The organism is Bacillus sp. R45, assembly GCF_021729365.1.
In the GTDB taxonomy this organism is placed as follows: domain Bacteria; phylum Bacillota; class Bacilli; order Bacillales; family Bacillaceae; genus Bacillus; species Bacillus velezensis.
In genome coordinates this window covers 1622618-1647743 of sequence record NZ_CP091421.1, presented here as the reverse complement: position 1 = coordinate 1647743, position 25126 = coordinate 1622618, and the positions used below count along the sequence as shown (strand labels likewise).

General features: G+C 46.5%; 25 protein-coding genes. All 25 read right to left on the bottom strand.

The genetic code is table 11. The features are described 5' to 3' along the window. Window positions 1-35: 35 nt before the first annotated feature. The 25 genes from L3V45_RS08325 to rimP all read right to left on the bottom strand — a co-directional run bounded on the left by L3V45_RS08325 (window position 36) and on the right by rimP (window position 25071). Window positions 36-1265, bottom strand: coding sequence for a bacillibactin exporter BcbE (locus L3V45_RS08325; protein ID WP_003154158.1), 1230 nt, complete (start codon window positions 1263-1265; stop codon window positions 36-38). 111 nt (window positions 1266-1376) lie between these two features. Then, a complete protein-coding gene (locus L3V45_RS08320) occupies window positions 1377-2102 on the bottom strand; it encodes a GntR family transcriptional regulator (RefSeq protein WP_003154159.1) in 726 nt (241 codons plus the stop codon). 124 nt (window positions 2103-2226) lie between these two features. Further along, entirely contained in the window at window positions 2227-4587 is a 2361-nt protein-coding gene (locus tag L3V45_RS08315) for an FtsK/SpoIIIE family DNA translocase (protein ID WP_063174825.1), read from the bottom strand. A 134-nt stretch (window positions 4588-4721) separates the two neighbouring features. After that, window positions 4722-4931: a YlzJ-like family protein gene (locus tag L3V45_RS08310; RefSeq protein ID WP_003154161.1), complete on the bottom strand. Its 210-nt coding sequence runs from the start codon at window positions 4929-4931 to the stop codon at window positions 4722-4724. Next, window positions 4928-5665, bottom strand: coding sequence for a ClpP family protease (locus L3V45_RS08305; protein WP_003154162.1), 738 nt, complete (start codon window positions 5663-5665; stop codon window positions 4928-4930). The genes L3V45_RS08310 and L3V45_RS08305 overlap by 4 nt, the downstream gene beginning before the upstream one ends. A 115-nt stretch (window positions 5666-5780) precedes the next feature. Then, the gene (gene rnjB, locus L3V45_RS08300) at window positions 5781-7448 is read right to left on the bottom strand and encodes a ribonuclease J2 (RefSeq protein ID WP_003154163.1); all 1668 of its coding nucleotides are present in this window, start codon (window positions 7446-7448) and stop codon (window positions 5781-5783) included. A 178-nt stretch (window positions 7449-7626) separates the two neighbouring features. After that, the gene (dapA, locus tag L3V45_RS08295; RefSeq protein ID WP_003154166.1) at window positions 7627-8496 is read right to left on the bottom strand and encodes a 4-hydroxy-tetrahydrodipicolinate synthase; all 870 of its coding nucleotides are present in this window, start codon (window positions 8494-8496) and stop codon (window positions 7627-7629) included. Window positions 8497-8526: 30 nt separating this feature from the next. Beyond that, window positions 8527-9741: an aspartate kinase gene (gene dapG / locus L3V45_RS08290; protein ID WP_003154168.1), complete on the bottom strand. Its 1215-nt coding sequence runs from the start codon at window positions 9739-9741 to the stop codon at window positions 8527-8529. Between the two features lie 88 nt (window positions 9742-9829). Continuing rightward, window positions 9830-10870: an aspartate-semialdehyde dehydrogenase gene (gene asd / locus L3V45_RS08285; RefSeq protein ID WP_003154169.1), complete on the bottom strand. Its 1041-nt coding sequence runs from the start codon at window positions 10868-10870 to the stop codon at window positions 9830-9832. A 134-nt stretch (window positions 10871-11004) separates the two neighbouring features. Further along, window positions 11005-11595 carry a dipicolinate synthase subunit B gene (gene dpaB, locus L3V45_RS08280; RefSeq protein WP_003154171.1) on the bottom strand — a complete coding sequence of 197 codons (591 nt, stop codon included), beginning with the start codon at window positions 11593-11595 and terminating at the stop codon, window positions 11005-11007. 2 nt (window positions 11596-11597) lie between these two features. Beyond that, window positions 11598-12488: a dipicolinic acid synthetase subunit A gene (gene dpaA, locus L3V45_RS08275; RefSeq protein ID WP_003154173.1), complete on the bottom strand. Its 891-nt coding sequence runs from the start codon at window positions 12486-12488 to the stop codon at window positions 11598-11600. Window positions 12489-12644: 156 nt separating this feature from the next. Then, entirely contained in the window at window positions 12645-12902 is a 258-nt protein-coding gene (locus tag L3V45_RS08270) for a YlmC/YmxH family sporulation protein (RefSeq protein WP_003154176.1), read from the bottom strand. Between the two features lie 78 nt (window positions 12903-12980). Further along, complete coding sequence (locus L3V45_RS08265; protein ID WP_003154178.1) at window positions 12981-14216, bottom strand: M16 family metallopeptidase; 1236 nt, start codon at window positions 14214-14216, stop codon at window positions 12981-12983. A gap of 36 nt (window positions 14217-14252) precedes the next feature. Then, entirely contained in the window at window positions 14253-15212 is a 960-nt protein-coding gene (locus L3V45_RS08260; protein ID WP_003154180.1) for a polysaccharide deacetylase family protein, read from the bottom strand. Between the two features lie 112 nt (window positions 15213-15324). Further along, on the bottom strand, window positions 15325-17448 hold the full coding sequence (pnp, locus tag L3V45_RS08255) for a polyribonucleotide nucleotidyltransferase (protein ID WP_003154181.1): 2124 nt from the start codon (window positions 17446-17448) through the stop codon (window positions 15325-15327). A gap of 174 nt (window positions 17449-17622) precedes the next feature. Next, on the bottom strand, window positions 17623-17892 hold the full coding sequence (gene rpsO, locus L3V45_RS08250) for a 30S ribosomal protein S15 (protein ID WP_003154182.1): 270 nt from the start codon (window positions 17890-17892) through the stop codon (window positions 17623-17625). 165 nt (window positions 17893-18057) lie between these two features. After that, a complete protein-coding gene (ribF, locus tag L3V45_RS08245) occupies window positions 18058-18999 on the bottom strand; it encodes a bifunctional riboflavin kinase/FAD synthetase (RefSeq protein ID WP_057080708.1) in 942 nt (313 codons plus the stop codon). A gap of 19 nt (window positions 19000-19018) precedes the next feature. Next, window positions 19019-19948: a tRNA pseudouridine(55) synthase TruB gene (truB, locus tag L3V45_RS08240; RefSeq protein ID WP_003154184.1), complete on the bottom strand. Its 930-nt coding sequence runs from the start codon at window positions 19946-19948 to the stop codon at window positions 19019-19021. Between the two features lie 83 nt (window positions 19949-20031). Further along, window positions 20032-20385 carry a 30S ribosome-binding factor RbfA gene (gene rbfA, locus L3V45_RS08235; protein WP_003154185.1) on the bottom strand — a complete coding sequence of 118 codons (354 nt, stop codon included), beginning with the start codon at window positions 20383-20385 and terminating at the stop codon, window positions 20032-20034. Window positions 20386-20401: 16 nt separating this feature from the next. Continuing rightward, window positions 20402-20680 (bottom strand): DUF503 domain-containing protein, encoded by a 279-nt coding sequence (locus tag L3V45_RS08230; RefSeq protein WP_003154188.1) that lies wholly within the window; start codon window positions 20678-20680, stop codon window positions 20402-20404. Further along, window positions 20677-22827 carry a translation initiation factor IF-2 gene (gene infB / locus L3V45_RS08225; RefSeq protein WP_003154190.1) on the bottom strand — a complete coding sequence of 717 codons (2151 nt, stop codon included), beginning with the start codon at window positions 22825-22827 and terminating at the stop codon, window positions 20677-20679. Before infB ends, L3V45_RS08230 begins: the two co-directional genes overlap by 4 nt. Before the next feature lie 19 nt (window positions 22828-22846). After that, entirely contained in the window at window positions 22847-23149 is a 303-nt protein-coding gene (locus L3V45_RS08220; protein WP_003154192.1) for a YlxQ family RNA-binding protein, read from the bottom strand. Window position 23150: 1 nt separating this feature from the next. Next, on the bottom strand, window positions 23151-23426 hold the full coding sequence (rulR, locus tag L3V45_RS08215; RefSeq protein WP_003154193.1) for a glucose-induced regulator RulR: 276 nt from the start codon (window positions 23424-23426) through the stop codon (window positions 23151-23153). A gap of 13 nt (window positions 23427-23439) precedes the next feature. Then, entirely contained in the window at window positions 23440-24561 is a 1122-nt protein-coding gene (gene nusA, locus L3V45_RS08210) for a transcription termination factor NusA (RefSeq protein WP_003154195.1), read from the bottom strand. A 39-nt stretch (window positions 24562-24600) separates the two neighbouring features. Beyond that, the gene (gene rimP / locus L3V45_RS08205; RefSeq protein WP_003154197.1) at window positions 24601-25071 is read right to left on the bottom strand and encodes a ribosome maturation factor RimP; all 471 of its coding nucleotides are present in this window, start codon (window positions 25069-25071) and stop codon (window positions 24601-24603) included. Window positions 25072-25126 lie beyond the last annotated feature (55 nt).

Here is a 25126-nt window from a genome sequence, read left to right as displayed (position 1 = left end):
AATCTTCAAAATAAAATAAAAAAAGACAGTGCAGATTACACCGTCTTTAATGATTCCTTTTTTTCTTTTGCTTGTGATGAGATATTTAACAGCGCTAAAAATACAGACACAATGCCGCAAAAAGCGGATAAAATAAAAATCAGCCAGCCTGCATTTGACATCAGGGCAGCAAAGATCGGCGGTCCCGCCGCTACTCCGATAAACCGCATGCTGTTATAAAATGAGGTGATGGTTCCCGATTCCTCGTTGTCTACGCCTTCTGTGATGACAGCGTCTAATGCCGGTAATGCTATTCCGATACCGATACCGCTGACACACAAAAAGATAAATAATAAATAAAAACTGTGATTCCACCATAGGCCGATAAACGACAGTGTTACGGCACTCATTCCGAAAACGATGCAGAACTTCATTTTGCCTTGGTCTTTCCCGATTTTTCTGCCTGATATATATGAACTGACGGATAGAAATAAAAGCGGGATTGCCAAAAGCGCTCCTTTAGCCACACCGTCAATTCCGTATTTCTTCTCCAGTGAGTCTGATAAATAAAAAAGAACCCCGAACAGCAAAAACATAATCACGCAGCCGATGATAAATACCGTAAAGAGCCAGCGTCCGTCACGCTTAAATATGCGGCCGACATTTTTTACAAATTCGGAAATAGAAGGGGCTTCTTTTTGTTTCTCCGGCTTTGCCACCAAAAACAATACGAGAAAAAAACTGATAAGCGAAAAAAACGGAATGAACCAAAACGGCATAAACCAAAACCATGCAGCCAAGAGCGACCCGAGAATCGGGCTTAATACTTTCCCGGCCGTGTTTGACGTCTCAATGTCGCCGAGCCCCGCGGTAATCCGCTCATCATCCCCTTTGAATAAATCACCGATAAACGGCATCACTACAGGAGCCGCCCCTGCCGAACCGATTCCCTGCAGCACCCGCCCCGCCAAGATAATGGGATAAGGATGCTTGAACGCGGTGGAAGCTATCGCGGCAAGCGCTCCGCCCGCACCGGCTATGAGAAGACAAGGCAGAAGAACCTTTTTTCTTCCGAATTTATCGGACAAATATCCGGCAATCGGAATACAAATAATCGCCACAATCGAATAGACCGTTATAATTAACGATACTTGAAAAGACGATATGGACAGCTTCTTTTCAATCATCGGAAGCACAGGAATCAGCATGGAATTCCCGAGTGTCATCACGAGCGGTACAGAAGCCAGAGCAATGATATTTTTTGTTCCATTTTTCTTCTTACTCAACTTATTCACCCATTCACTATACTTGGTTGTTTCCTGTTTTATTGTGCCTTGCGGAAAACAAAGTATGTATTGAAGCGGCAAATAAAAAAACAGACACATGACGCGTCTGTCTTAAAAACGTTTTCTTACAACATGAAAACTGAACTTATCAGCCCGGAAATAATTTAATGAATACAGCACAGGTTCATCATTCTGATTATAGTGGGTTTGCTTCAGCAATAAAAGCGCCGTCTCCGGCTCGCACTCCAAAACCGGTGAAATCGTATCGTGATATCCGATCGGTTCGATATCAGCAACGGCATAGCTGATCACAGACCCGGAGTTTTTTTCCAAAAGATCAAAAATAGATTCCTGTTCATGACAGAAAGAATTCGGCAGAATGTGCATCGGAATCGTATCTAAACAGTAAACGACCGGAGTGCCGCTTGCCGTTCTCACGCGTTCCAAATAAAAAAGCTCCTGCTCAGGCTCAAGCCGGAATCTAGCGATATCTTCCTCAGACGGCGTGATGACCTGAGACGACAAAAAAATCGTACCCGGCACCATGTTCGCCTGCTGAATCATTTTCGTCACGCTGTTGAGCTGTTCAATACCTGAAAGAAACAGCGGTTTTGTATGGACGAAAGTGCCCACACCGTGCCTTCTGATAATCACATGCTCCTCTTCAAGGATACGCAAAGCTTCACGCAGAGTTGCCCGGCTGACACCCATAGATTTTGAAAGCTCAAATTCAGAAGGAAGCTTTTCCTTTTCGGTGTAAATTCCGTTTTGTATATCCTCTTTGATTCGCTCAATCACTTTTAGGTACAAGTGACGATTGTCAGCTTTTGTAGACATGTTTCCCCTCCGTAAACCACTTTCATAAATTATTGAACAATTGGGACAACTATATCATGTTTTAATAAAAAAATAAATAGGAATGATTTTGGTGATATCATTTTCAGTGAAAACTCTCTCCTTTTTAAGAAGAGAGCTCATCATATTGTTCCTTAGATAATAGTACTTCCCTCGGTTTGCTTCCTTCATACGGCCCGACGACGCCCCGTTCCTCCATTGCGTCAATCAGACGGGCAGCTCTCGTATATCCGATTCTGAACCGCCTTTGAAGCATGGAGACTGATGCCGTCTGCATGCCGATAATCAAATCGACCGCCTCGTCATAGAGATCATCCGTTACTTCACTGTGTGTTTCCGACACTTCTTCCGGAATCATCTCTTCTTGATACTGCGCTTTTTGCTGCGTAATGACATGATCGACGACATGCTCAACCTCTTCATCGGATAAGAATGCCCCTTGCACACGCACCGGCTTATTTGCGCCTACAGGCAGAAACAGCATGTCTCCGCGCCCCAGAAGCTTTTCAGCGCCGCCCATGTCTAAAATGGTCCGTGAATCGGTCTGAGATGAGACACTGAAGGCAATTCTTGACGGAATATTGGCTTTAATAACACCGGTAATAACGTCGACTGAAGGCCGCTGAGTCGCGATAATCAAATGAATTCCCGCCGCCCGCGCCATCTGTGAAAGTCTCGTAATTGAATCTTCCACGTCGGAAGAAGCGACCATCATCAGATCGGCAAGCTCGTCAACGATGACGACGATGTACGGCAGCTCAGGCTGCTTGACTTCTTCTTCGGCATTTGACCGCTTAATATGGTCGTTATAGCCTTCTATATTTCTCGTACCCGTATGGGAGAAGAGCTCATAGCGGCGCTCCATCTCATTGACGACCTTTTTCAAAGCCTGCGAGGCCTTTTTCGGATCTGTCACGACCGGCGCAAGCAGATGAGGAATGCCGTTATACACATTCAGCTCAACCATTTTCGGGTCAATCATCATCATCTTCACTTCATGCGGTTTGGCCCTCATCAGAATGCTCGTAATAATACCGTTGACACAGACGCTTTTTCCGCTTCCCGTTGCCCCCGCTACGAGCAGGTGGGGCATTTTGTTCAGTTCGGCAAGCACGGCTTCCCCGGAAATATTTCGTCCCAAGCCGATCAGAAGCTTCGCGTCCGGCTTGTCATTGAGCTTGGATTCAAGCACTTCTTTTAACGAAACCATCGCAACTTCAGCATTGGGCACCTCGATGCCGATTGCTGATTTGCCCGGAATCGGCGCTTCTATCCGGATATCCTTGGCGGCAAGCGCGAGCGCGAGGTCATCGCTCAGATTCACGATTTTACTGACTTTGACCCCGACGTCGGGATACACCTCATATTTTGTGACCGCCGGGCCGAGATGAACTTGGGTCACTTTCGCCTTTACACCGAAGCTTTGAAAAGTCCGTTCGAGTTTTCTTGCATTCTCGTAAATGTTTTTCTTATCGGTCTGCTGGCCGGTATGTTTCGGGTCAGCCAGGATGTCCAATGAAGGCATTTGATAATCTTTATTTTCAAGCTCTGTAAACGTCATCGGCGGAGCCGCAGCCGTTTCGTCACTGTCTTGAGCGCCGCCGGAAGGCTCATCTTTTGCCGTTTGCGCCGTCTCCTGCGTTTTTTCCGGAATCAGCGGTTCGACGCGTTCTTCCTGACGGTCTGAAAAACTTGAAATAATCGGCTCTGAATGGATGATCGGCGAAATGATTTCCTCATCCTCTTCTTCGGGCTCAGGCACTTCTTTTCTCTTTTGAACCCGTTTTTGTTTTTTGCCCGATTTGGTTTTTGTTTTCGGCGAAGACATATTCGTTCTGACCGTTTTCATATCCTCAAGAAATGCCTGCCATTGACCGCGGATAAACCGGCCGACGGGGCTCGTCCACTTTTTGAGCGTTTCCTGCAGTGAACGCCCCGTTACAAGAATCAGCCCCATTAAGATCAGCACGATCGCCATGATCTGTGAACCCGTTGATGCAAATAAAAAGTGGGAAGCTGCAAACAGCACCGCGCCGATCATGCCGCCGCCCAAATCAGGGGAAGCAGCCTGCTGTTTCATGTCAATCATAAACAGCTCCCACGTGTTGCCGATGACACTTGCCGACCGAATCGACCCGTGATGAGACAGATTTTTAAAGAGCTGCACGTGAGACAGCAGCAAAATACTGGCGATAATACAGTACAACCCTGCCTTTCTTCTCGTTAAAAGGCTTGGACTCTTCTTTTTCCAAAACAGCGAAATTCCGAGAAGGAAGAGCGCAATTAAGCATAAAATAAACCACTCTCCGGCAAAAAAACGGAACAAGTACACAAATGTCTGTCCCACAACGCCGAGCTGCAAAACAGCAATAATCGAGATTGCAACACAGAGCAGTCCGCTTAGTTCGTATTTTAGATTGAGCTTACTCTCTTGTTTCTTTTTAGATTTCCGTTTTTTCTTTGCCACACTCATCACCTTACTGCGTTAAAAAATGTAAAATCATACATCATGAAGAAAAGCAGCCTTTTGCCGGCTGCATTTTTCTGTAGGATTCCCCTATTATAGCATATTTTGCCCCCGAGAAACGGACTGAATGCCGGTTAGATTTTCAGCTTGATTTTTTGTCCCGGAGCGATGTCCGGATTCAGAAAATCCATCGGGTTCGTACTTAAAATCTGTACGACTTCAGCTTCATTTCCCTTCATCTCAACCAGCAGCGGCACGCCGGCGTAATCTACCTGTTCATGCACGCTTTGCTCTATATCCTGACCGTAAACGACTTCTTGGGGCATGACGGTATAAAGGATCATTGAATCATCCTTCCTTCCTCGCCCTTTCGTTCCTCAATCAGCTGATTCAGCTTTTTTATCGCCTGTCCGACGCCGCCCACGGCATCAATTAATCCGTAATCAGCCGCATCTTTGCCGACTACGTTCGTTCCGATGTCCCTGGTTAAGTTTCCTTTTGAAAACATCAGCTCTTTGAATTTTTCTTCGGAAATATTTGAATGATGGGTCACAAAGTTGACGACCCGCTCCTGCATTTTATCCAGGTATTCAAACGTTTGCGGAACGCCGATAACCAGACCTGTAAGCCGAACGGGGTGAATGGTCATTGTCGCTGTCTCCGCGATAAAACTATGATCACATGACACGGCGATCGGCACACCTATGGAGTGGCCTCCGCCGAGTACGATTGAGACGGTCGGTTTTGATAAGGATGCGAGCATTTCCGCAATCGCAAGCCCCGCTTCCACATCGCCTCCGACGGTGTTTAAGATGATCAGAAGTCCTTCGATTTTCGGATTTTGCTCAATGGCGACGATTTGCGGAATGACATGTTCATATTTGGTTGTTTTATTTTGCGGCGGGAGCTGGACGTGCCCCTCAATTTGGCCGATGATCGTCAGGCAGTGAATATTGGTATCTTGGGACATTTGCGGCAGAGATGTCTCTCCCAGCTGCTGAATTTTGCTCATAATGCTGTCTTTCGCATCTGATTTTTCGGGCTGCTGTTCTTCGGTGTTTTCCATACGATGATCCATTTTATCTTTCACCCTTTCCGAATGTCTCTTTGTATTATGAACAAAGATGATGATTTCCATCCGGGACATGAACAAAAACAAAGCCGGAGCATCATGCGCTCCGGCTTTGTATACATTATACTTCCATAATGATCGGAATGATCATCGGCTTGCGTTTTGTTTTTTCATAAAGGAATTGATTCAGCGCATCACGCATTGCTTGTTTCAGCGTGGACCATTCTACGGCAGATGTTTCCGTCGCTTCAGTCACGATAGAGCGGACGAGCTCAGTAGCTTGTACAATTAACCCCTCTGATTCTCTGACATACACGAAACCGCGCGTAATGATCTCAGGGCCTGAAACAAGGTTCTTCTTCTGCTTATCGAGTGAAATCACGACGATGAGAATGCCGTCTTGTGACAATAAGCGGCGGTCTCTCAGCACGATGTTGCCGATGTCGCCGACTCCGAGGCCGTCAATCAGAACGTTTCCGTATGTGACTTTATCCCCGATTTTCACATTCTGGCCGCGGAATTCAACGACATCACCTTTTTCAATCAAGAAAATGTCGCTGCGTTTCATGCCGATCTCTTCTGCGATTTTGGAATGCGCTTTTTGCATTCTGAATTCACCGTTAACCGGAATTAAATATTTCGGTTTCAGCAAATTAAGCATGAGTTTCAATTCTTCCTGCGAACCGTGACCGGACACATGCACTCGTTTTTGGGCGAAAATGACTTGAGCGCCGGCGCGGGCAAGCAGGTTGACGGTTTTGGAATATATCAATTCATGCCCCGGAATCGGTGTTGATGCAATGACAACGGTGTCTCCTTCTTCAATGTTAAGCTGCTTGTGCGCCTGCTTGGCCATTCGCGTAAGAGCGGCCAGCGGCTCACCATGGCTTCCGGCTGTAACAATTGCCACGTCCCGCTTCGGATATTTTTTCACATCCTGCACAGGAATAAACATTTCATCTTCGGCTTCAATATAGCCGAGCTTGCGTCCAAGCTGAAGCACGTTTTGCAGATTTTTTCCGGCGATTGCAAGTTTGCGGCCGTTCTGGACGGCAGCCTGTATCACTTGCTGGATCCGGTTGATATTAGACGCGAATACAGCAATGATGACACGGTTTTCTGAATTGTTCATCGCATCGGAAATTTCACCGCTTACATATGCTTCTGACGGAGTATACCCCGGGCGCTCCGCATTGGCGCTGTCAGAAAGCAGGGCGAGCACGCCACTGTTTCCGATTTTGGCAATTTCGCCAATATCACATGATTGATGATAAGCAGGCGTCTGGTCAAATTTGAAGTCTCCCGTGCATACAATAGAGCCAAGTGATGTTTTGAAGCTGACTCCCACTGAATCCGGAATACTGTGAATCGTTTTAAAGAACGATACTTTCGTTGATTCAAATGTAATGACTGATTTAGAGTGAACTTCACGTAAATCAGCTTTTCGATTATGCCCGTACTGCTTGAGTTTTTCTCTCAGTAATGCAAGCGTAAGCTTCGTCCCGTATACCGGCACCGACAGCTTGTTCAATAAATAAAAGACGCCCCCGATGTTTTCATCGTGCCCGTGTGTCAGAAAGATGGCCTTCACGCGGTCAGCCCGTTCTACTAAGTAGGAAATATCCGGAATGACGACATCAATACCGAGCATTTCATTTTCAGGGTGCATCAGCCCCGCATCCACTACAAATATGTCTGAGTCAATTTCAATGACATATAGGTTCTTCCCAATTTCTCCGACGCCGCCAAGGGCGATAATTCTGACGTTTTCTGTATTTTTCTTTTTCAAAATCTGTATCCTCCTAGTCTCATACCCGTCCATCATCACTTGTTCCTATTATAACTGATATCAATTTTAGAAAACAAGAAGAAGCGGAAGGTTTAGGGAAAACCAATATGTATACAAAACGGTCAAACTCACGATAAAAATGAGAATGACCGCGTATTTCAACTGTATAAATTTTTTCTTACAGTTCGCTGATGACGCTGCTCAGGCTCAGACGTTCATCTTCATTCAGCGGGATAAGAGGAAGACGCACAGATCCGACATCAAGGCCTTTCAGCTGCAGCGCCGTTTTGACCGGAGCCGGATTAGGCGCTTTAAAGAGCTCCTTCATGATCGGCAGAAGCTTCTGATGAATCAGTGCCGCGGTTGCCGTCTGCCCGTTCGTATAGTTTTTAATCATCTGCTGCATGTCAGAACCCACAATATGGCTGGCCACTGACACGACTCCTCTTCCGCCGACTGCAAGAATAGGAAGCGTTAACCCGTCATCACCTGAATAGACGTAAAAATCTTCCGGTGTTTCGGCAATGATTTTCGTAATGGCATCAAGATCGCCGCTCGCTTCTTTAATCGCAGAGATATTCGGAATCTCCGCAAGTCTGATGGCCGTTTCCGGCGCAAGCGAAGCGACCGTTCTGCCCGGCACGTTGTAAAGCATCACAGGAAGAGACGTTTCTTCAGCTATGGCTTTAAAATGACGGTACATCCCCTCTTGGGAAGGCTTATTATAATACGGCGTGACAAGCATAACGCAATCGACGCCGGCTTCTTCAGCTTTTTTTGTCAGTTTAATGGAGTCTTTCGTATTGTTGCTTCCCGTACCCGCAATAACAGGCACGCGTCCGTTCACTTCTTTGACTGTAAATTCAAAGAGTGCAATTTTTTCTTCCGTTGAAAGTGTCGGGGATTCGCCGGTCGTGCCTGCGACGACTAAAGAATCCGTGCCGTTTTTCAACAAATAGTCGATTAATGTAGACAGTTTTTGAAAGTCTACATTCCCTTTACTGTCAAAGGGGGTAATCATCGCTGTAGATATATTTCCGACATTCATTTTTTTCACCTCATCATGATTCAATCACATTTACTTTGAAAGTTCAAACACTTCATGCAGCGCATTTACGGCCGTTACCATATCTTTTTCATGAACGAGCACCCAGATCGTCGTATGGCTGTCGGCAGATTGCAGAATCGGAATGCCTTTATCAGAAAGTGCGGAGACGATTTTTGACGTGACACCCGGAACACCCATTATTCCGGCGCCGACCGCTGACACTTTCGCACAGCTTTCCGTCACTGTCGGCTCATATCCTAATTCAGCCAAAATGCTGCGCGCGGCTTCCGTTTTACTGCCGGCTACGGTATATACGATTTCACTCGGCGTAATGTTAAAGAAATCTACACTGATTCCGGCATTTGCCATTGCTTTAAAGACTTCAGTCTGAACGTTGTATTGCCCCATTTTGGCGGGAACCTTAAATTGCGTCACGTCTTTCACATGGGCGATCCCCGTAATCAGCCGTTCGAATACATCGCTGCCGATGTTAGACGAATGATGGGACGTCACCAAAGTGCCTTTGTCTTTTGAATAAGTGGAGCGCACGCGGATCGGCACCTTTGCCTGCATGGCGATTTCCACCGCGCGCGGATGAATGACTTTCGCGCCTTGATAAGCAAGGTTGCAGATTTCCGTATATGTGACATTCGGAAGCGGCTTAGCATTTTCCACGATTCTCGGATCGGCTGTCATAACACCTTCCACGTCCGTAAAAATGTCGATAAACTCAGCATCAACCGCCGCGCCGAGCGCCGCCGCTGATGTATCGCTTCCACCTCTGCCGATCGTCGTCGTGTCGCCTTTTTCAGTCGCTCCCTGAAAGCCTGCGACAACGACGGCATCATGGCTGGCGAGTGCAGCGAAAAGCCGCTCTGTTTTCATTTCTATAATTTTGGCGTCAGTATGCTGGGCATTGGTTAAAAAGCCGGCCTGAGCTCCTGTTAAAGCTGCGGCTTTTATGCCGTTTTCCTTCAGCATGCTGGAAAAAACAACGGACGAAATCGTTTCTCCGCAAGACAGAAGCATATCCTGCTCTCTCGGAGAAATGTCGGACTGGCTGCCGTAAAGGAGCCCGATTAAAGAATCTGTCGCGTACGGGTCTCCTTTTCTTCCCATCGCCGATACAACAACGACAACCTTATAACCTTCACTTATGGCATCTTTTATGTGTGCTAGCGCAAGCTTGCGGCCTTTGTCATCTTTTACGGATGTTCCGCCGAATTTTTGAACAATGATCTTCACTATTTTCACTCCAAATTAGTCTGACGTAACAGAAGAGAGCAGGCAGAGCCTTACTCTCTTCTGTTCGCCTATAGAAAATACGTTTGTTTTATACGAGGTTCAGTTTTTGCAGGCTTTCCGCGATTTGAACTGAGTTCCAAGCGGCGCCTTTTAACAGGTTATCAGAAACAACCCACAAATGAAAACCGTTTGCTCTGTCCAAATCTTTCCGAATTCTTCCTACAAATACATCGCGTTTGCCGACGCAATCAGCAGGCATCGGGTAAAGCTGCTCCGCCGGATCATCCTGAAGCGTAACACCCGGAGCTTCTTTTAAAAGCTGTTTAATATCTTCAACGGTTGCGTCATCACGGTCAAGCTCAATGTAAACAGATTCTGAATGCCCTGTTTCAATCGGCAGTCTTACACATGTCGCAGCCACTTCCAGCTTCGGCATATGCATGATTTTTTTCGTTTCATTAATCATTTTCATTTCCTCAAACGTATAGCCGTTGTCTTGGAATTTATCAATTTGCGGAATGGCGTTAAATGCGATTTGATAATGCTTTTTGTCGCCTTTAACCGGCATAATGGACGGTTCTGCGGGTTCATTGTTTAAAATCGCCTTTGTCTGGCTGTACAATTCTTTCGCCGCTTCATTGCCGGCTCCGGACACAGCTTGGTAAGTAGATACAATGACTTTTTTCAAACCGTACGCTTTGCGGATCGGTTCAAGCGCAGCCACCATCTGAATGGTTGAACAGTTAGGGTTGGCGATAATGCCGTTATGTTTGTGCAGATCACCTTCGTTCACCTCAGGCACCACGAGCGGTGTATTTTCGTCCATACGGAATGCGCTCGTATTGTCAATCACGATGGCTCCCCGTTTTACAGCCTCAGGCGCCAAGCTTTGTGATACGCTTCCGCCGGCGCTGAATAACGCGATATGAACGCCTTCGAAGCTTTCAGGAACAGCTTCCTGCACTGTATATTCTTCGCCTTTAAACGTTACTTTCGTACCAGCAGAACGCTTTGAGGATAGTAGTGTGAGTGTTTCGATTTCAAAGTTTCTGTCTTCCAGTGTTTTCAGCATTTGCTGTCCTACGGCTCCCGTCGCTCCGACAACTGCTACGTGTAATCCTCTTCCCATCTGTAAAACTCCTTCCGCCAATTAAGCATCATTTGTTAAATTGACTTTGCATTTTACGTTTTATTTTACCATAGAATAGTCACGGATTGACCGAATTTTTTTATTCCGGAATGATTTTCTGTCATCATGATTTTTTATTCATGATGGTGTACGAGCACCGGCTGAACCTGCTGGTGCAAAAGAGCTTTTTCTACCGTAATCGGAAGGAGATCCATTCTGGCGACGAGCGATGTCGGTTTTTTCACGTGGTCATCCTGGCCGAACGGGATGAAATATATGTTTTTTGCGGACATCAGCCTCATTAAATTCGTTCCGTTTAAACCGAGTCCGTCATTTGTCGAAATTCCGAGCACGACCGGGCGGCCGTTGCGGATCGTGGCTTTCGCAGCCATAAGGACGGGGCTGTCGGTCATCGCATTTGCGAGTTTGCTCATTGAATTTCCGGTTAAAGGGGCGATGACCATGCAGTCGAGCGGAAGTTTCGGCCCGAGTGGCTCCGCTTTTACGATGGAATCAATCGCCTCAAAGCCTGTTGTTTCTTCAATTTTTCTGACCCAATCTCCCCCCTCCCCAAAGCGGGTATCGGTCGATTGAACGGTTGATGTCACGACCGGCCGGACTTCAGCTCCTTGACTGATAAGCGCCTCTATTTGCGGAAACACTTCCTCATATGTGCAATGCGAGCCGGTTAATCCGAATCCGATTCTTTTCCCTTTCAGAGACATGGTTATTTCCCCTCTTTCTTTAAGTCTGCCAAAAGCTTGCTCAATACGTTCGCAATAATCTGTCCGGCTGTTTTCGGGGCCACAATTCCCGGAAGACCCGGAGCAAGCAGCGCTTTAATGCCTTGTTTTTCAGCATATTTGAAATCCGTTCCGCCCGGACGGGATGCTAAATCCAAAATCAAGGTCTTCGGCGTCATGCGCGATAAAACGCTTTGATTCAGAATCAAGCTCGGTACGGTGTTAATGCAGATATCAATATCATTTACATGATCAGTAAGCTCTTCAAGTTGAAAAGGAGAAAGCCCCATTTCCGATATACGGGCTAAATGAGCCGAACTCCGCGCGCCCACTTTTACTTTCGCCCCTAACGCTGCAAACGTCCGGGCGATCGTCATACCGGTGCGCCCCATGCCGAGAACGGCGACATTTGATCCGTGAATGGTATAATCCGTATGCTGAATCGCCATCATGATTGTTCCTTCAACAGTGGGAATCGAGTTGAATATCGCGATGTCGTCCCGCTCAAATAATTTCACAAGCTTACGGCCGGCTTCGCTGGCGATCCCCTCAAGATATGCATTGGAGATGCCTGAATAAATGACGCAATGCTCCGGTGTCCGCTCAAGATAGCTCTGCTTTAATACCACTTCTTCATTTGAAAAAACCGTGGAAACAACGCCTTCTCCGGTCGTTGCCGATACAGGCAGGATGATACTGTCTATTTTTTGAAAGGGAATCTCATCAATTTTGCATTTGACGGTTCCTGTAAAACCGTCATCCAATTGGTCAAACCCTGCAAGATAAATATCGGCATGCTGTTCTGTCAGCTTTCTTATAATCTCAAGCTGTCTTGCGTCACCGCCAATGATCGCAATTGTTAATCCGGTTAACATCTGAAACGTTCACCTTCTTTACAGTTACTGGATCCTTTAAGTGTCATCCTCCTCTTCATCGTATGTGCAAAGAGAAAAGGCGGTGAATGTACAGCGTCTTTTTCATAAAAAAAGCACCGGCTGTATGAGCCGGTGCTTGCAAAAAATGAATAAGATCTACTCTTCGGGAGGCGTGATCTCCCCCGGAACGTCTAAAATGATCATGTCTGACCCGATTTTTTGGATATGGTTCCAGGGGACGCGGATGTCGTGGCCTTGTTTTCGCAGTCCGAACCATTTTACCGTCGGTATCAACAGCGCGGTAATTTGTCCGTCCTGTTCATTAATTTCCAAATCGGTCTGGCCGAGCACGCCGAGCCGCTCTGCCCGTTTAATGTCCACAATTTCTTTACCTGACAGTTCACTGAGCCTCATGATAGCCACCCCCTTGTACTATATGACCCGGAGCAAAAAAAAATGCCTGCCCCGTACAGAGGCAGACTGCTTTGCAGCTTAAGACGAGGCCGGTATATTGCCGGTCGGGCTGATGAGCGATAGTGCGTAATCATCCGTAAATAAGCGGCGGCTGAGGCCGTTGACGCTTTCCAGGCTGACCGCATTTAATTCAGCGATAATTTCATCCATGGTCTTATGCTTTCCGAGCAGGAGTTCATTTTTCCCGTTCCGGCTCATTTTGCTGTTTGTGCTTTCTAAGCTGAGCATTAAGCTCCCCTTCATTTGCTCTTTGCTGTTTTCCAGCTCTTTCGGGGTGATACCGTCACGTTTTAGAACCGATAACGTTTCCTGAATGGTTTCAGACAGAAGTCCGAGCTGATTCGCACCGGTGCCTCCGTAAATCGTCAGCATACCGCTGTCTTCATAGGAACTGTGATAGCTGTATACAGAATAGGCCAGTCCTTTATCTTCGCGCACATCCTGGAAAAGACGGCTGCTCATGCTTCCGCCAAGCACGTTGTTTAAGACGATCAAATCGTAAATGTCCGGATCTCCGACTTTCAGGCCTTTGAAACCGAGACAGAGATGCGCCTGTTCGGTGTCTTTTTTTCTCGTCAGCTTTTCATAATGAAACTCAGGCTCGCTGATGCCGCTTGCTTTGCCCTTCGCTTCGTATGTACCGAACCATTTCTCCACGTCTTTAATGAATTGTTCCGTTACATTTCCGGCGACAGAAATGACGACGCGGTCCGGCGTGTAAAAGTCATCCATATGCTGTCTGAGAGAATCGCCGTTAAACGACGAAAGCGTTTCCTCCGTCCCGAGAATCGGGTATCCGAGCGAATGATTGCCGTATGTCGCTTTGCTCAGCAGATCGTGGACAATGTCATCCGGTGCGTCTTCATACATTTTGATTTCTTCATATACGACGTTCTTTTCTTTTTTGAGCTCATCTTCGTCAAAAGCAGAATGAAAGAACATATCAGCCAGCACATCAAGTGCGTAGTTTGCATGCTCATCCAGCACTTTGGCGTAATAGCACGTATATTCTTTTGAAGTGAAGGCATTCACTTGGCCGCCTATCCGATCGAAGGATTCTGCGATTTCACGTGCGGACCTGGTATTTGTTCCTTTAAAAAACATATGCTCAAGAAAGTGCGAAATACCGTTTGTCTCCGGCGTTTCATGACGTGATCCCGTCCCGATCCATACGCCGATTGCCACAGACCGCACCGTTGGATTATTTTCAAGCACAACTCTTACACCGTTTTGGCATGTATAGCGTTTTATCAAGTCTGTTCCTCCTATTCAAAGACAGGCAACTGCCTGCTACTTCATCAGCCTGTTTTCATCCATTAAGTCAGACACTGAGCCGAGCGCGTAGCCTTTTTCTTTGATTTTTGCAATCAGTGTATCCAGGCTTTTCGCAGTCGGATCAGTCGGATGCATTAAAATCATGGCACCGTTATGTATTTTGCTCAACACCCTTGTTTGTAAAACAGCGGGAGACGGTTTTTGCCAGTCAATGGTGTCAACGGTCCACATGATGGTGCCCATTCCTTTTTCCGCCGCAAGGTCGACCACGGCTTTTCTGAAGCTGCCGCTTGGCGGCGCAAACCATTTCGGCTTCATGCCGAGCGTCTCGCTGATTTGTGCATTGGTTTTGTCGAGCTGTTCGGAAATGCTTCCTGAAGTCAGTTTGCTCATATCAGGGTGATTGTATGAATGATTTCCGATTTCATGTCCGTCTGCCGCTATTTTTTTCCCCAGTTCCTGATTGTTTTTCAGCCATTTCCCTTCAAGAAAGAAAGTTGCTTTGACCTGGTGCTGCTTCAGAATAGGCAGCATTTGCTCCACGTATTCATTTCCCCAGGCGACATTTATCAGGAAAGCGACCATCGGTTTGTCGGGATTTCCTTTATAAATGGGTTCGGGCGCGAGAGAATCAAGATGGACTTTCGGCTTTACCTGCTCATAGACAAGGTCGTCTTCGTGAAATTCTCCGTCCTTTTTCATTTGTTTATAGGATTTTTCCACATTGACTTTTAAACCGTTATATCCCGGTATACTCTTCCATATTTTATCAATCCGAGCGTCTTGCGGCTTCACTTCATACTCTGACGCTTTTTGCAGTAATTCTTCATAGAGCGGATCTTTTGATGCTGACACAGTTACCGCGTCTTTTTTCATTGCGTCTATGTAATCAACTGTATACGGGTTTTTTAACATTTCAAACGAAACAAAAAAAAGAAATAAAAAAACGGCAAACGGCACGAATTTTTTCAACATGTCCTTCCCCCCTCATCACACATTATGTATGAGGAGGACAAGGTAGAACCCGTCTGTTGTCTTTCTCAAAATAAAGAAGCCGGGTCTCCCAGGCTCCTTGTTAGGTTTTCATTTAAGATTGTTGTTGTTCCTGTTCTTTTTCTTTCTCTTCGCGCAGCACTGCTTTACGCGACAGATTCACTCGTCCCTGTTTGTCAATTTCAGTTACCTTCACAAGGATTTCGTCACCGATTTTCACAACATCCTCAACCTTGCCGACCCGTTCGAGCGCTAGTTCAGAGATGTGAACGAGACCGTCTTTTCCGCTGAAGATTTCAACGAAAGCGCCAAATTTCTCAATCCGTTTCACTTTACCGAGGTAAAGCTGGCCGACTTCGACTTCTCTGACAAGATCTTCGATGATTTTTTTCGCTTTTTGGTTGCTGCTTTCATCAGTAGAAGAAATAAAGATGGTGCCGTCTTGTTCAATGTCAATTTTAACACCGGTATCTTCAATGATTTTGTTGATTTGTTTACCGCTCGGTCCGATAACGTCACGGATTTTATCCGGATTAATGGTCATCGTTAAAATTTTCGGCGCATATTGAGAAAGTTCTTTTCTTGATTCACCAAGCGTGCTGAGCATGCTGTCCAAGATTTCCATTCTTCCTTTTTTCGCCTGCTGAAGCGCTTCTTCAAGAATTTCTCTTGAAAGGCCTTCAATTTTAATGTCCATTTGCAGCGCTGTCACGCCTTTTTCCGTGCCGGCTACTTTAAAGTCCATGTCACCGAGGGCGTCTTCCATCCCTTGAATATCCGTCAATACTGTATAGTACTCGCCTGATTTCACAAGTCCCATCGCGATACCTGCAACAGGGGCTTTAATCGGAACACCTGCGTCCATCATGGCAAGCGTACTTGCGCAGATGCTGGCCTGTGAAGTGGAACCGTTTGATTCAAGCACTTCAGATACGAGGCGGACCGTATACGGGAAGTCTTTTTCATTCGGAATGACCGGCTCAAGCGCACGCTCTCCAAGAGCACCGTGACCGATCTCACGGCGTCCCGGTCCGCGCATCGGGCCTGTCTCCCCTACGCTGAACTGCGGGAAGTTATAATGATGCATAAAGCGTTTTGACTCTTCCACGCCTAAACCGTCAAGAATCTGAACGTCTCCAAGGGCGCCTAATGTACAAACGCTGAGCGCCTGCGTCTGTCCTCTCGTAAACAGCCCGGATCCGTGCGTTCTCGGCAGAAGGCCGACTTCTGAAGAAAGCGGGCGGATTTGATCAACGCCGCGGCCGTCCGGACGGACTTTTTCTTCTGTGATCAAACGGCGCACTTCGTTTTTCACGAGTTTAGACAGTGTCTGTTTCACTTTTTTAATTGTATCTTCATCATGCTCTTCTTCTTCGAATTTCGCGACAACTGCATTTTTCACTTCATTGATCGCGTCTTCGCGAGCATGTTTTTCGTGAACCTGAATGGCGCTGAGAAGATCCGGCTCCGCAAGGCTTTTTACTTTTGCGCTGAGCTCTTCGTCAATTTCATACAGTTCGATCTCTGTCTTCTCTTTGCCGACTGCTGCGACGATTTCTTCTTGGAATGCGATCAGGCGCTTAATTTCTTCGTGACCGAACATAATCGCCTCAAGCATGATTTCTTCAGGAACTTCATCCGCTCCGGCTTCCACCATGTTGATGGCATCTTTTGTGCCTGCAACGATGAGGTTGATATCACTTTTTTCAAGCTGGTCAACCGTCGGATTGATGACGAATTTCCCGTCAATGCGGCCTACCGTCACACCCGCGATCGGGCCTTCAAACGGGATATCGGAAACGCAAAGAGCGAGTGATGAACCGAACATTGCAGCCATTTCAGATGAGCAGTCCTGATCAACACTCATGACAATGCTGATGACCTGTACTTCGTTACGGAATCCGTCTGCGAAAAGCGGGCGGATCGGACGGTCGATCAGACGGCTGGCTAAAACGGCCTTTTCACTTGGACGGCCTTCTCTTTTAATAAAACCGCCCGGAATTTTACCTACTGCGTATAATCTTTCTTCATAGTTAACGGTAAGCGGGAAAAAATCTAGCGGTTTCGGTTCTTTTGATGCGGTTGCTGTGCTGAGCACTGCAGTATCGCCGTAGCGGACCATGACAGCGCCGTTTGCCTGTTTGGCAAGCTGGCCGGCTTCTACTGTAAGCTGTCTGCCGGCCCAATCTATGGTAAAGACATGTTTCTCTTGTCCCATTCGATTACGAGCTCCTCTCTTAATGTGTGAAATAATCAATTACTCCTATTATGAACGAAATGAATTGAACATATCAATGTCAAAGTAGTATGTAAAAGGATTTCATTGTTTTTTTATTATTATTTTTTTCGCTTTAATACGATAAAAAAGCGGGAATCCTCCCGCTTTTTACGATTATCGACGTAAGCCTAGTTTGTTAATTAACTCACGGTAACGAGTTACGTCTTTATTACGCAGATACGTAAGAAGATTACGACGTTTACCTACCATTTTAAGAAGACCGCGACGTGAGTGGTGATCTTTCTTGTGAGTACGCAAATGCTCGTTCAAGTTGTTAATTGAGTCTGTTAGGATAGCGATCTGAACTTCTGGAGAACCAGTATCAGATTCGTGTGTTTTGAACTCGCTGATGAGTTGATTTTTACGCTCTTGAGTAATTGCCATCCTGTTTCACCTCCATATCATAATTAGCCCCAGTTACCTAGCAACCGTCGGTGACTTCGGATTGCCAAGCAATGGTTTTAAGACTACGAAACATATGATACTAAAAATCGGGCCCATATGCAAATCTTTTAGAATAAAATTTGTGTACTTTTGATGTTTTTTCCGTTATTTGCTGAAAAAACGGATCGCTTCTTGTTTGTCTTTCCCGATCTGAGCCGTCAGTTCATCGATGCCGTTAAACTTCCGTTCGCTTCGGATTCGTTTGTACCACTCGATTTTAACGTCTTCTCCGTATACATCCTGTTGAAAATTAAACAAATGAACTTCAATTGACGGCTGATCGGGACGCTTTTCATAAAAGGTCGGTTTGTAGCCGATGTTGCAGACGCCTTCATACACCTCGCCTTTTATTTCGGCTTTCACTGCATACACGCCTGTCGGCGGCACGATATAGCTGTTGTGCAGGCCGATATTCGCGGTCGGAAAACCGATGGTGCGGCCTCTCTTGTCTCCGTGAATCACAGTACCCCGGATAAAATACGGCTGACCGAGAAGAGTGTGCGCAAGTTCAACGTCACCATCCTGGAGCGCTGACCGGATATAAGTGGAGCTGATCTTTCTGTCCTGCTCGGTCTGTTTCTCGACAGTCGTGCATCCGGCCTTGCCGTTTAAATCGTCCGGCAGCGTCTCCATCGTGCCTTTTCCGTATTTTCCGTACGTAAAATCGAAGCCTCCCACAGCGTGCCGCGCGTTCAACCCTAAAATATACTCCTCGGCAAACTGGTTTGGAGACAGAGACGCAAACGCTTCATCAAACTTTACGACATACAGGACATCAGCGCCTAAACGCCCGATCTGGCTGATTTTATCTTCAAGCGGCGTAATCAGATCCTTTGGCTCTTTGTCCCTGCCCAACACATGGGAAGGGTGTGGATGAAACGTCATAACGGCCAGCGACAGGCCTTTTTCTTCGGCAATTTGTCTGGCTGTTCCGATTACTTTCCGGTGTCCCAAATGAACGCCGTCAAAGTAGCCGAGCGCCATGACAGACGCCGGCTGCTCTTCTTTTTGTAAATGATGCGGATGAGAAATATGTATCGTCTTCACAGAACGGTCACCTTTTTTCTTATTGTTCGCTTTTTTGCATGAGCACTTTAGCCGGTTTCAGCAGTCCTTTTTTTGAAGGATGCGGCATATAAATGGCCACACATTCTCCGTCTTCAGTACAGACCGCTATACGGGCGTCAGCTGTCATTGCAGAAAATTCCGCCGGGATGTCAAACACTGACCCGTTTTCAGCTTTCTTAGCTAATGTATCACTTATGACCCATTTCGGCAAATGATTGAGCGCTCTATCGATCGGCACGGCATGCTCTGCAACCGTTCCGTCCGAAACCTGCTGTTCAAGTTCCTCAAACGTGAAACATTCATCAAGGCTGAAATCGCCGGAAGCAGTGCGGATGAGATGCGACATATGCGCGGGATAGCCGAGTTTTTCACCGATTGTCACCGCCAACGTTCTGACGTAAGTGCCTTTTGAGCACGTGACTGTAAAGCGGAATGATGCTGTGTCTTCGTTATAAGTGACAGGGGAAGTGAGCGCGATATCTTCAATCGTGATATTCCGCTTCGGCCGCTCCACTTCAATACCCGCTCTGGCGTATTCATAGAGCTTTTTCCCGTTGACCTTTACCGCGGAATACATCGGCGGCACTTGCTCCTGCGGTCCCTTCAATTCGTCTAAAACGGCTTTGATATCCGCTTCTTCCAGCGGCTCCCTGACAGGCTTTACGCTGACCGTTTCTCCAGTCTGATCTTCGGTCGATGTGGAGAAACCGAGAGTGATCTCAGCATCGTACGTTTTTGACTTGTCGGTGACGTACTCAACGATCTTTGTAGCCCGTCCGACACAGATCGGCAGTACGCCTGACACTTCCGGATCAAGGGTTCCCGTATGCCCGACTTTCTTTGTTTTTAACAGTTTTCTTATTTTCATTACACAGTCGTGAGAAGTCATGCCGACCGGTTTATGTAAAAGGAGAACTCCGTTAACCATCTGTCTTTCGCTCCTTTGTTATCAATTGTATCCCGTAAAACGCAGAAAAGAGGACAGACGACACTCGCCCATCCTCTTTCCCGTTATTCAGACGGTTTATCTGAATGCAGTTCGTGAATCAATGTTTCAATACGATTGCCGTACTCAATTGATTCATCAAATTCAAATTCAAGCTCAGGCGTTTTGCGGAGTCTGATTCGGCTGCCGATTTCGGAACGGATAAATCCTTTCGCTTTCTCAAGCCCTTTCAGCGCCTCCTCTTTCTTTTTCTCTCCGCCGAGAACGGAGATATACACCTTCGCTATTTGTAAATCACCTGAAACACGTACGTCTGTTACAGTGAGAAATCCGATTCTCGGGTCTTTCAGCTTTCGGCTGATAATATCCCCGAGCTCTTTTTTCATCTGCTCGCCGACACGGTTTGCTCTCATACTCAATTCAATCACCTCTAAGTTAAAACCACTCTGTTCTAGTGATCGTCCGTTCTATCTCGGGAAAGGAGTCAATAAACGCGAGTACGCGCTGGATCTCCTTTTCCGCCTGAACGTGAGAGGAGGAGACGACGGCGATTCCGAAGCTGGTCCGCTGCCAAGTGTCCTGATAGCCGATTTCTGCGGCCGACACGTTGAACTTATTCTGAACCCTCGTTATAATCCGCTTCAGAACGGCTCGTTTCTCCTTTAATGATCCCGCATCATAAATGATGCATTCACATTCCGCAAATCCGATCACTTTCTTTCGATTTCCTGCATGACATACGCTTCAAGGACGTCGCCTTCGCGAATGTCATTGTATTTCTTAATCGTTATACCACATTCATATCCTTGTGAAACTTCTTTCACATCATCTTTGAAGCGTTTCAGAACGTCTACTTCCCCTTCGAAGATGACCACGCCGTCACGGATCAGGCGGAGTCCGCTGTCACGTGTAATGTGGCCGTCTGTTACATATCCGCCGGCAATCGTGCCGATTTTCGACACTTTGAATGTTTGGCGCACTTCAACCTGACCGATGACTTTTTCTTCGTACTCAGGATCAAGCATTCCTTTCATCGCCGCTTCAATTTCTTCGATGACTTTGTAAATGATACGGTGAAGACGGATATCTACATTTTCAGCTTCAGCCGTGCTCTTAGCATTTCCGTCTGGGCGCACATTAAACCCGATAACAATTGCATTTGAAGCAGATGCGAGAATGATGTCTGATTCCGTAATCGCACCGACGCCTGTGTGAATGATTTTCACTTTTACGCCTTCTACTTCAATTTTTTGAAGAGCGGCTGTTAACGCCTCGGCTGAACCTTGAACGTCAGCTTTTACGATTAAATTGATGTCTTTAACATCGCCTTGTTTAATTTGTTCAAACAGATCATCGAGGCTCAGCTTCGCTTTGTCGCTGCGCTGTTCTTCCAGTTGCTTGGAAGCGCGTGCTTCACCGACAGAACGGGCTGTTTTTTCATCTTTAAAGACGAGGAATTGATCGCCAGCCTGCGGTACGTCGTTTAAGCCCGTGATTTCTACAGGTGTGGACGGTCCGGCTGTTTTCACGCGGCGGCCGAGATCATTGACCATGGCCCGCACGCGGCCGAATGTATTTCCGACAACGATCGGATCTCCGACATGCAATGTTCCCGTTTGAACGAGAAGTGTTGCGACAGATCCTCTTCCTTTATCGAGCTCAGCTTCAATAACCGTTCCTTTTGCCTGACGGTTCGGATTGGCTTTCAGCTCTTCCACTTCACTGACAAGCAGAATCATTTCGACAAGCTCGTCAATTCCCTTGCCTGTAAGAGCAGACAGAGGAACGAAAATAGTTTCTCCTCCCCATGCTTCAGGAACGAGTCCGTATTCAGTCAGCTCCTGCATGACACGGTCAGGGTTCGCGCTTTCTTTATCCACTTTATTCACGGCAACGATAATCGGAACCTCAGCCGCTTTCGCATGGTTGATGGCTTCGACTGTTTGCGGCATAACGCCGTCATCAGCCGCTACGACTAAAATGGTAATATCAGTTACTTCCGCACCGCGCGCACGCATTGTTGTGAACGCCGCGTGTCCCGGAGTATCTAAGAACGTGATTTTTTTGCCGTTTTCTTCGATCTGGTACGCCCCGATATGCTGGGTGATTCCGCCGGCTTCACCTTCAACAACTTTTGTTTTTCTGATGCTGTCAAGGAGGGTCGTTTTCCCGTGGTCAACGTGGCCCATGATCGTCACGACAGGCGGACGGATTTGAAGATCTTCTTCTTTGTCAGCCTCTTCATATTTTTCAAGCTCTGTTTCTTCGAGCACAATCACTTCTTCTGTTTCCACACCGTATTCAGATGCGATCAGTTCGATTGTGTCTTTGTCAAGCTCCTGGTTAATCGTAGCCATTACGCCCAGAAGCATCAGTTTTTTAATGAGTTCAGACGGTTCTTTGCCAAGTTCTTCGGCTAAGGCCCCGACTGTTAAAGAGCCGGAAAACGTAATTTTCTCAGGAAGCTCTTTTTTCGGTTTCAGCGGTTTTTGCTGATACTGATTTTTGTTGTTATGATTGCGTTTGTTTTTGTTTTTGTTGTTGTTGTTATTCTTCTTGTTTTTGTTAAATTGATTATTCTGCACGTCATTCTTCTTTCCGTCTCGAATTTTGTTTGGTTGATTCCCAGCAGGCTGCTGATTAATCCCTTGCGGCTTGTTTTTGTTCGTTTCCGCAGGCTTCTGAGATGTAACGCCGGCGCCGCCTTTTTTAAATTTCGCATCAAGCTGCTTAATGGTCTTTTCTTCAAGCATTGCCATATGGTTATTTACTACTATATCCATGTTTTTCAGCGCAGTCAAAATTTCCTTGCTTGAAACATTGATGGCTTTTGCATATTCGTAAACTCTCATTTTAGCCATTCGTTCACCCCCAAAAATATTAATCGAGCAAGCTGATCAGCTTATTCGCAAAACCTTGGTCAGTGACGGCGACAACGACACGTGATTCCTTGCCGATAGAGCGGCCGAGATCCGCGCGGCTTTCGACTTTTTTATAAGGCACTTTATAATAATTGCATTTATCGGATACTTTTTTTGCAGTATTCGCAGATGCATCTTCTGTCAGCAGAACAAGTTTTGCACGCGCATTTCTAATTTCTTTTATAACCAAGTCCTCGCCCGACACGACCTTACGAGCTCGATTGGCCAGACCCAGCAAGGGAAACCATTCCATTCCAGACATGTTATTTTTTCACCTTTTCCGCCAGTTCCAGCAATTCTTCGAAAATCTGGTCATCGATTTGTGATTGAAATTGATTTTGCAATGTGTTTTTCTTTTTCGCAGCTAAGATGCATTCTTTCTCAAGGGTGATATAGGCACCCCGCCCGTTCTTCTTTCCGGTCGGATCGACTGAAATCTCTCCTTCTTTAGAACGGACAATTCGGATCAGTTCCTTTTTAGGCTTCATTTCCCCCGTTACCACGCATTTGCGCAGAGGAATTTTTTTTCGCTTATTCACCTAAAGTCACCTCTTATTCATCCGATTCGGCTGTTTCAGGCTCCATAAAGAGCGGCTCTAAATCGTCATCTTCTTCATGCTCTCTCGGATAGATGCCAAGGTCTCTTGCATCCGTTTCACTTTTGATATCGATTTTCCAGCCTGTCAGTTTCGCGGCTAAGCGGGCGTTTTGCCCTCTTTTTCCGATTGCCAGAGAAAGCTGGTAATCAGGAACGATGACAGTCGTGGCTTTTTCTTCTTCGCTGACGATGACATCCAGCACTTTAGACGGGCTGAGCGCATTGGCAACAAATTCAACCGGATCATCAGACCAGTTGACGATATCAATTTTTTCGCCTTTCAGTTCATTGACGATCGCCTGCACCCGCTGGCCTTTAGGACCGACGCATGAACCGACCGGATCAACGTCAGGGTCATCAGTGCGGACGGAGATTTTAGAGCGGTCGCCCGCTTCTCTGGCAACGGATTTCAGTTCGACCGTTCCGTCATAAATTTCCGGTACTTCGATTTCAAAAAGACGCTTCAACAGACCAGGATGCGTTCTTGATACATAGATCTGCGGCCCTTTTGTCGTTTTTTCGACTTTTGTGATAAATACTTTAATCCGATCGTGCGGTTTATAGCTCTCATTCGGCATTTGTTCATTGACGGGCAGCAGCGCTTCAATCTTGCCGAGAGACACGTAAATAAACTTGCTGTCTAAGCGCTGTACAATTCCCGTCATGATGTCTTCTTCACGATCGATAAATTCTGAGTAAATCACGCCGCGCTCAGCTTCACGGACACGCTGCGTCACCACTTGTTTCGCCGTCTGCGCAGCAATGCGGCCGAAGTCTTTCGGCGTTACTTCTATTTCAACGACATCTCCGACAAGGTAGTTCGGATGGATGTGCTGGGCGTCGTCAAGCGAGATTTCAAGTCTTGAATCGTATACCTCGTCTACGACATCCTTTCTTGCGAACACGCGGATCGTGCCCGTCTCACGGTTCAGATCGACCCGTACGTTTTGCGCCTGGTTAAAATTTCGCTTATACGCGGAAATTAAGGCAGCTTCAATTGCTTCGATGATAATGTCTTTACTGATGCCTTTTTCTTTTTCAAGAATAGTGAGAGCATCTAATAGTTCACTGCTCATGTTAGCGGTCTCCCCCCTTAAACACTAATACTTCATTCATTAAAATGTTACAGCTAATCTTGCGTTAGCTATTTTTTCATACGGAATATTGACCCGTTTCTTTCTTGTTTTGACCGTCATCTCTATTGTAACAGTTTGTCCATCAAATTCAGCCAATTTGCCTTCAAACACTTTTAAACCGTCAATCGGTTCGTACGTTTTCATGTACACATTTTTGCCCAGTGATTTTTCGAAGTCGGCTTTTTTCTTTAATGGACGCTCGGCTCCAGGAGAAGATACTTCAAGAAAGTAGTTCTGAGTGATCGGATCGGCCTCATCCAGCTTTTCGCTTAACGCTTCGCTGACTTTGGCGCACTCCTCAATATCAACACCGTTATCGGAATCAATAAACACGCGAAGGAACCAGTTTTGACCCTCTTTGACAAATTCAATGTCTACGAGTTCAAGCTGAAGGTCATCCAGTATGGGCTGAGCCATTCCTTGAACGGTATCAGTCACTTTTTTGCTCATGTTTTTCCTCCTTGTGCTGTCGATATCATATCAGCCGTTCCTCTGCATAAAAACC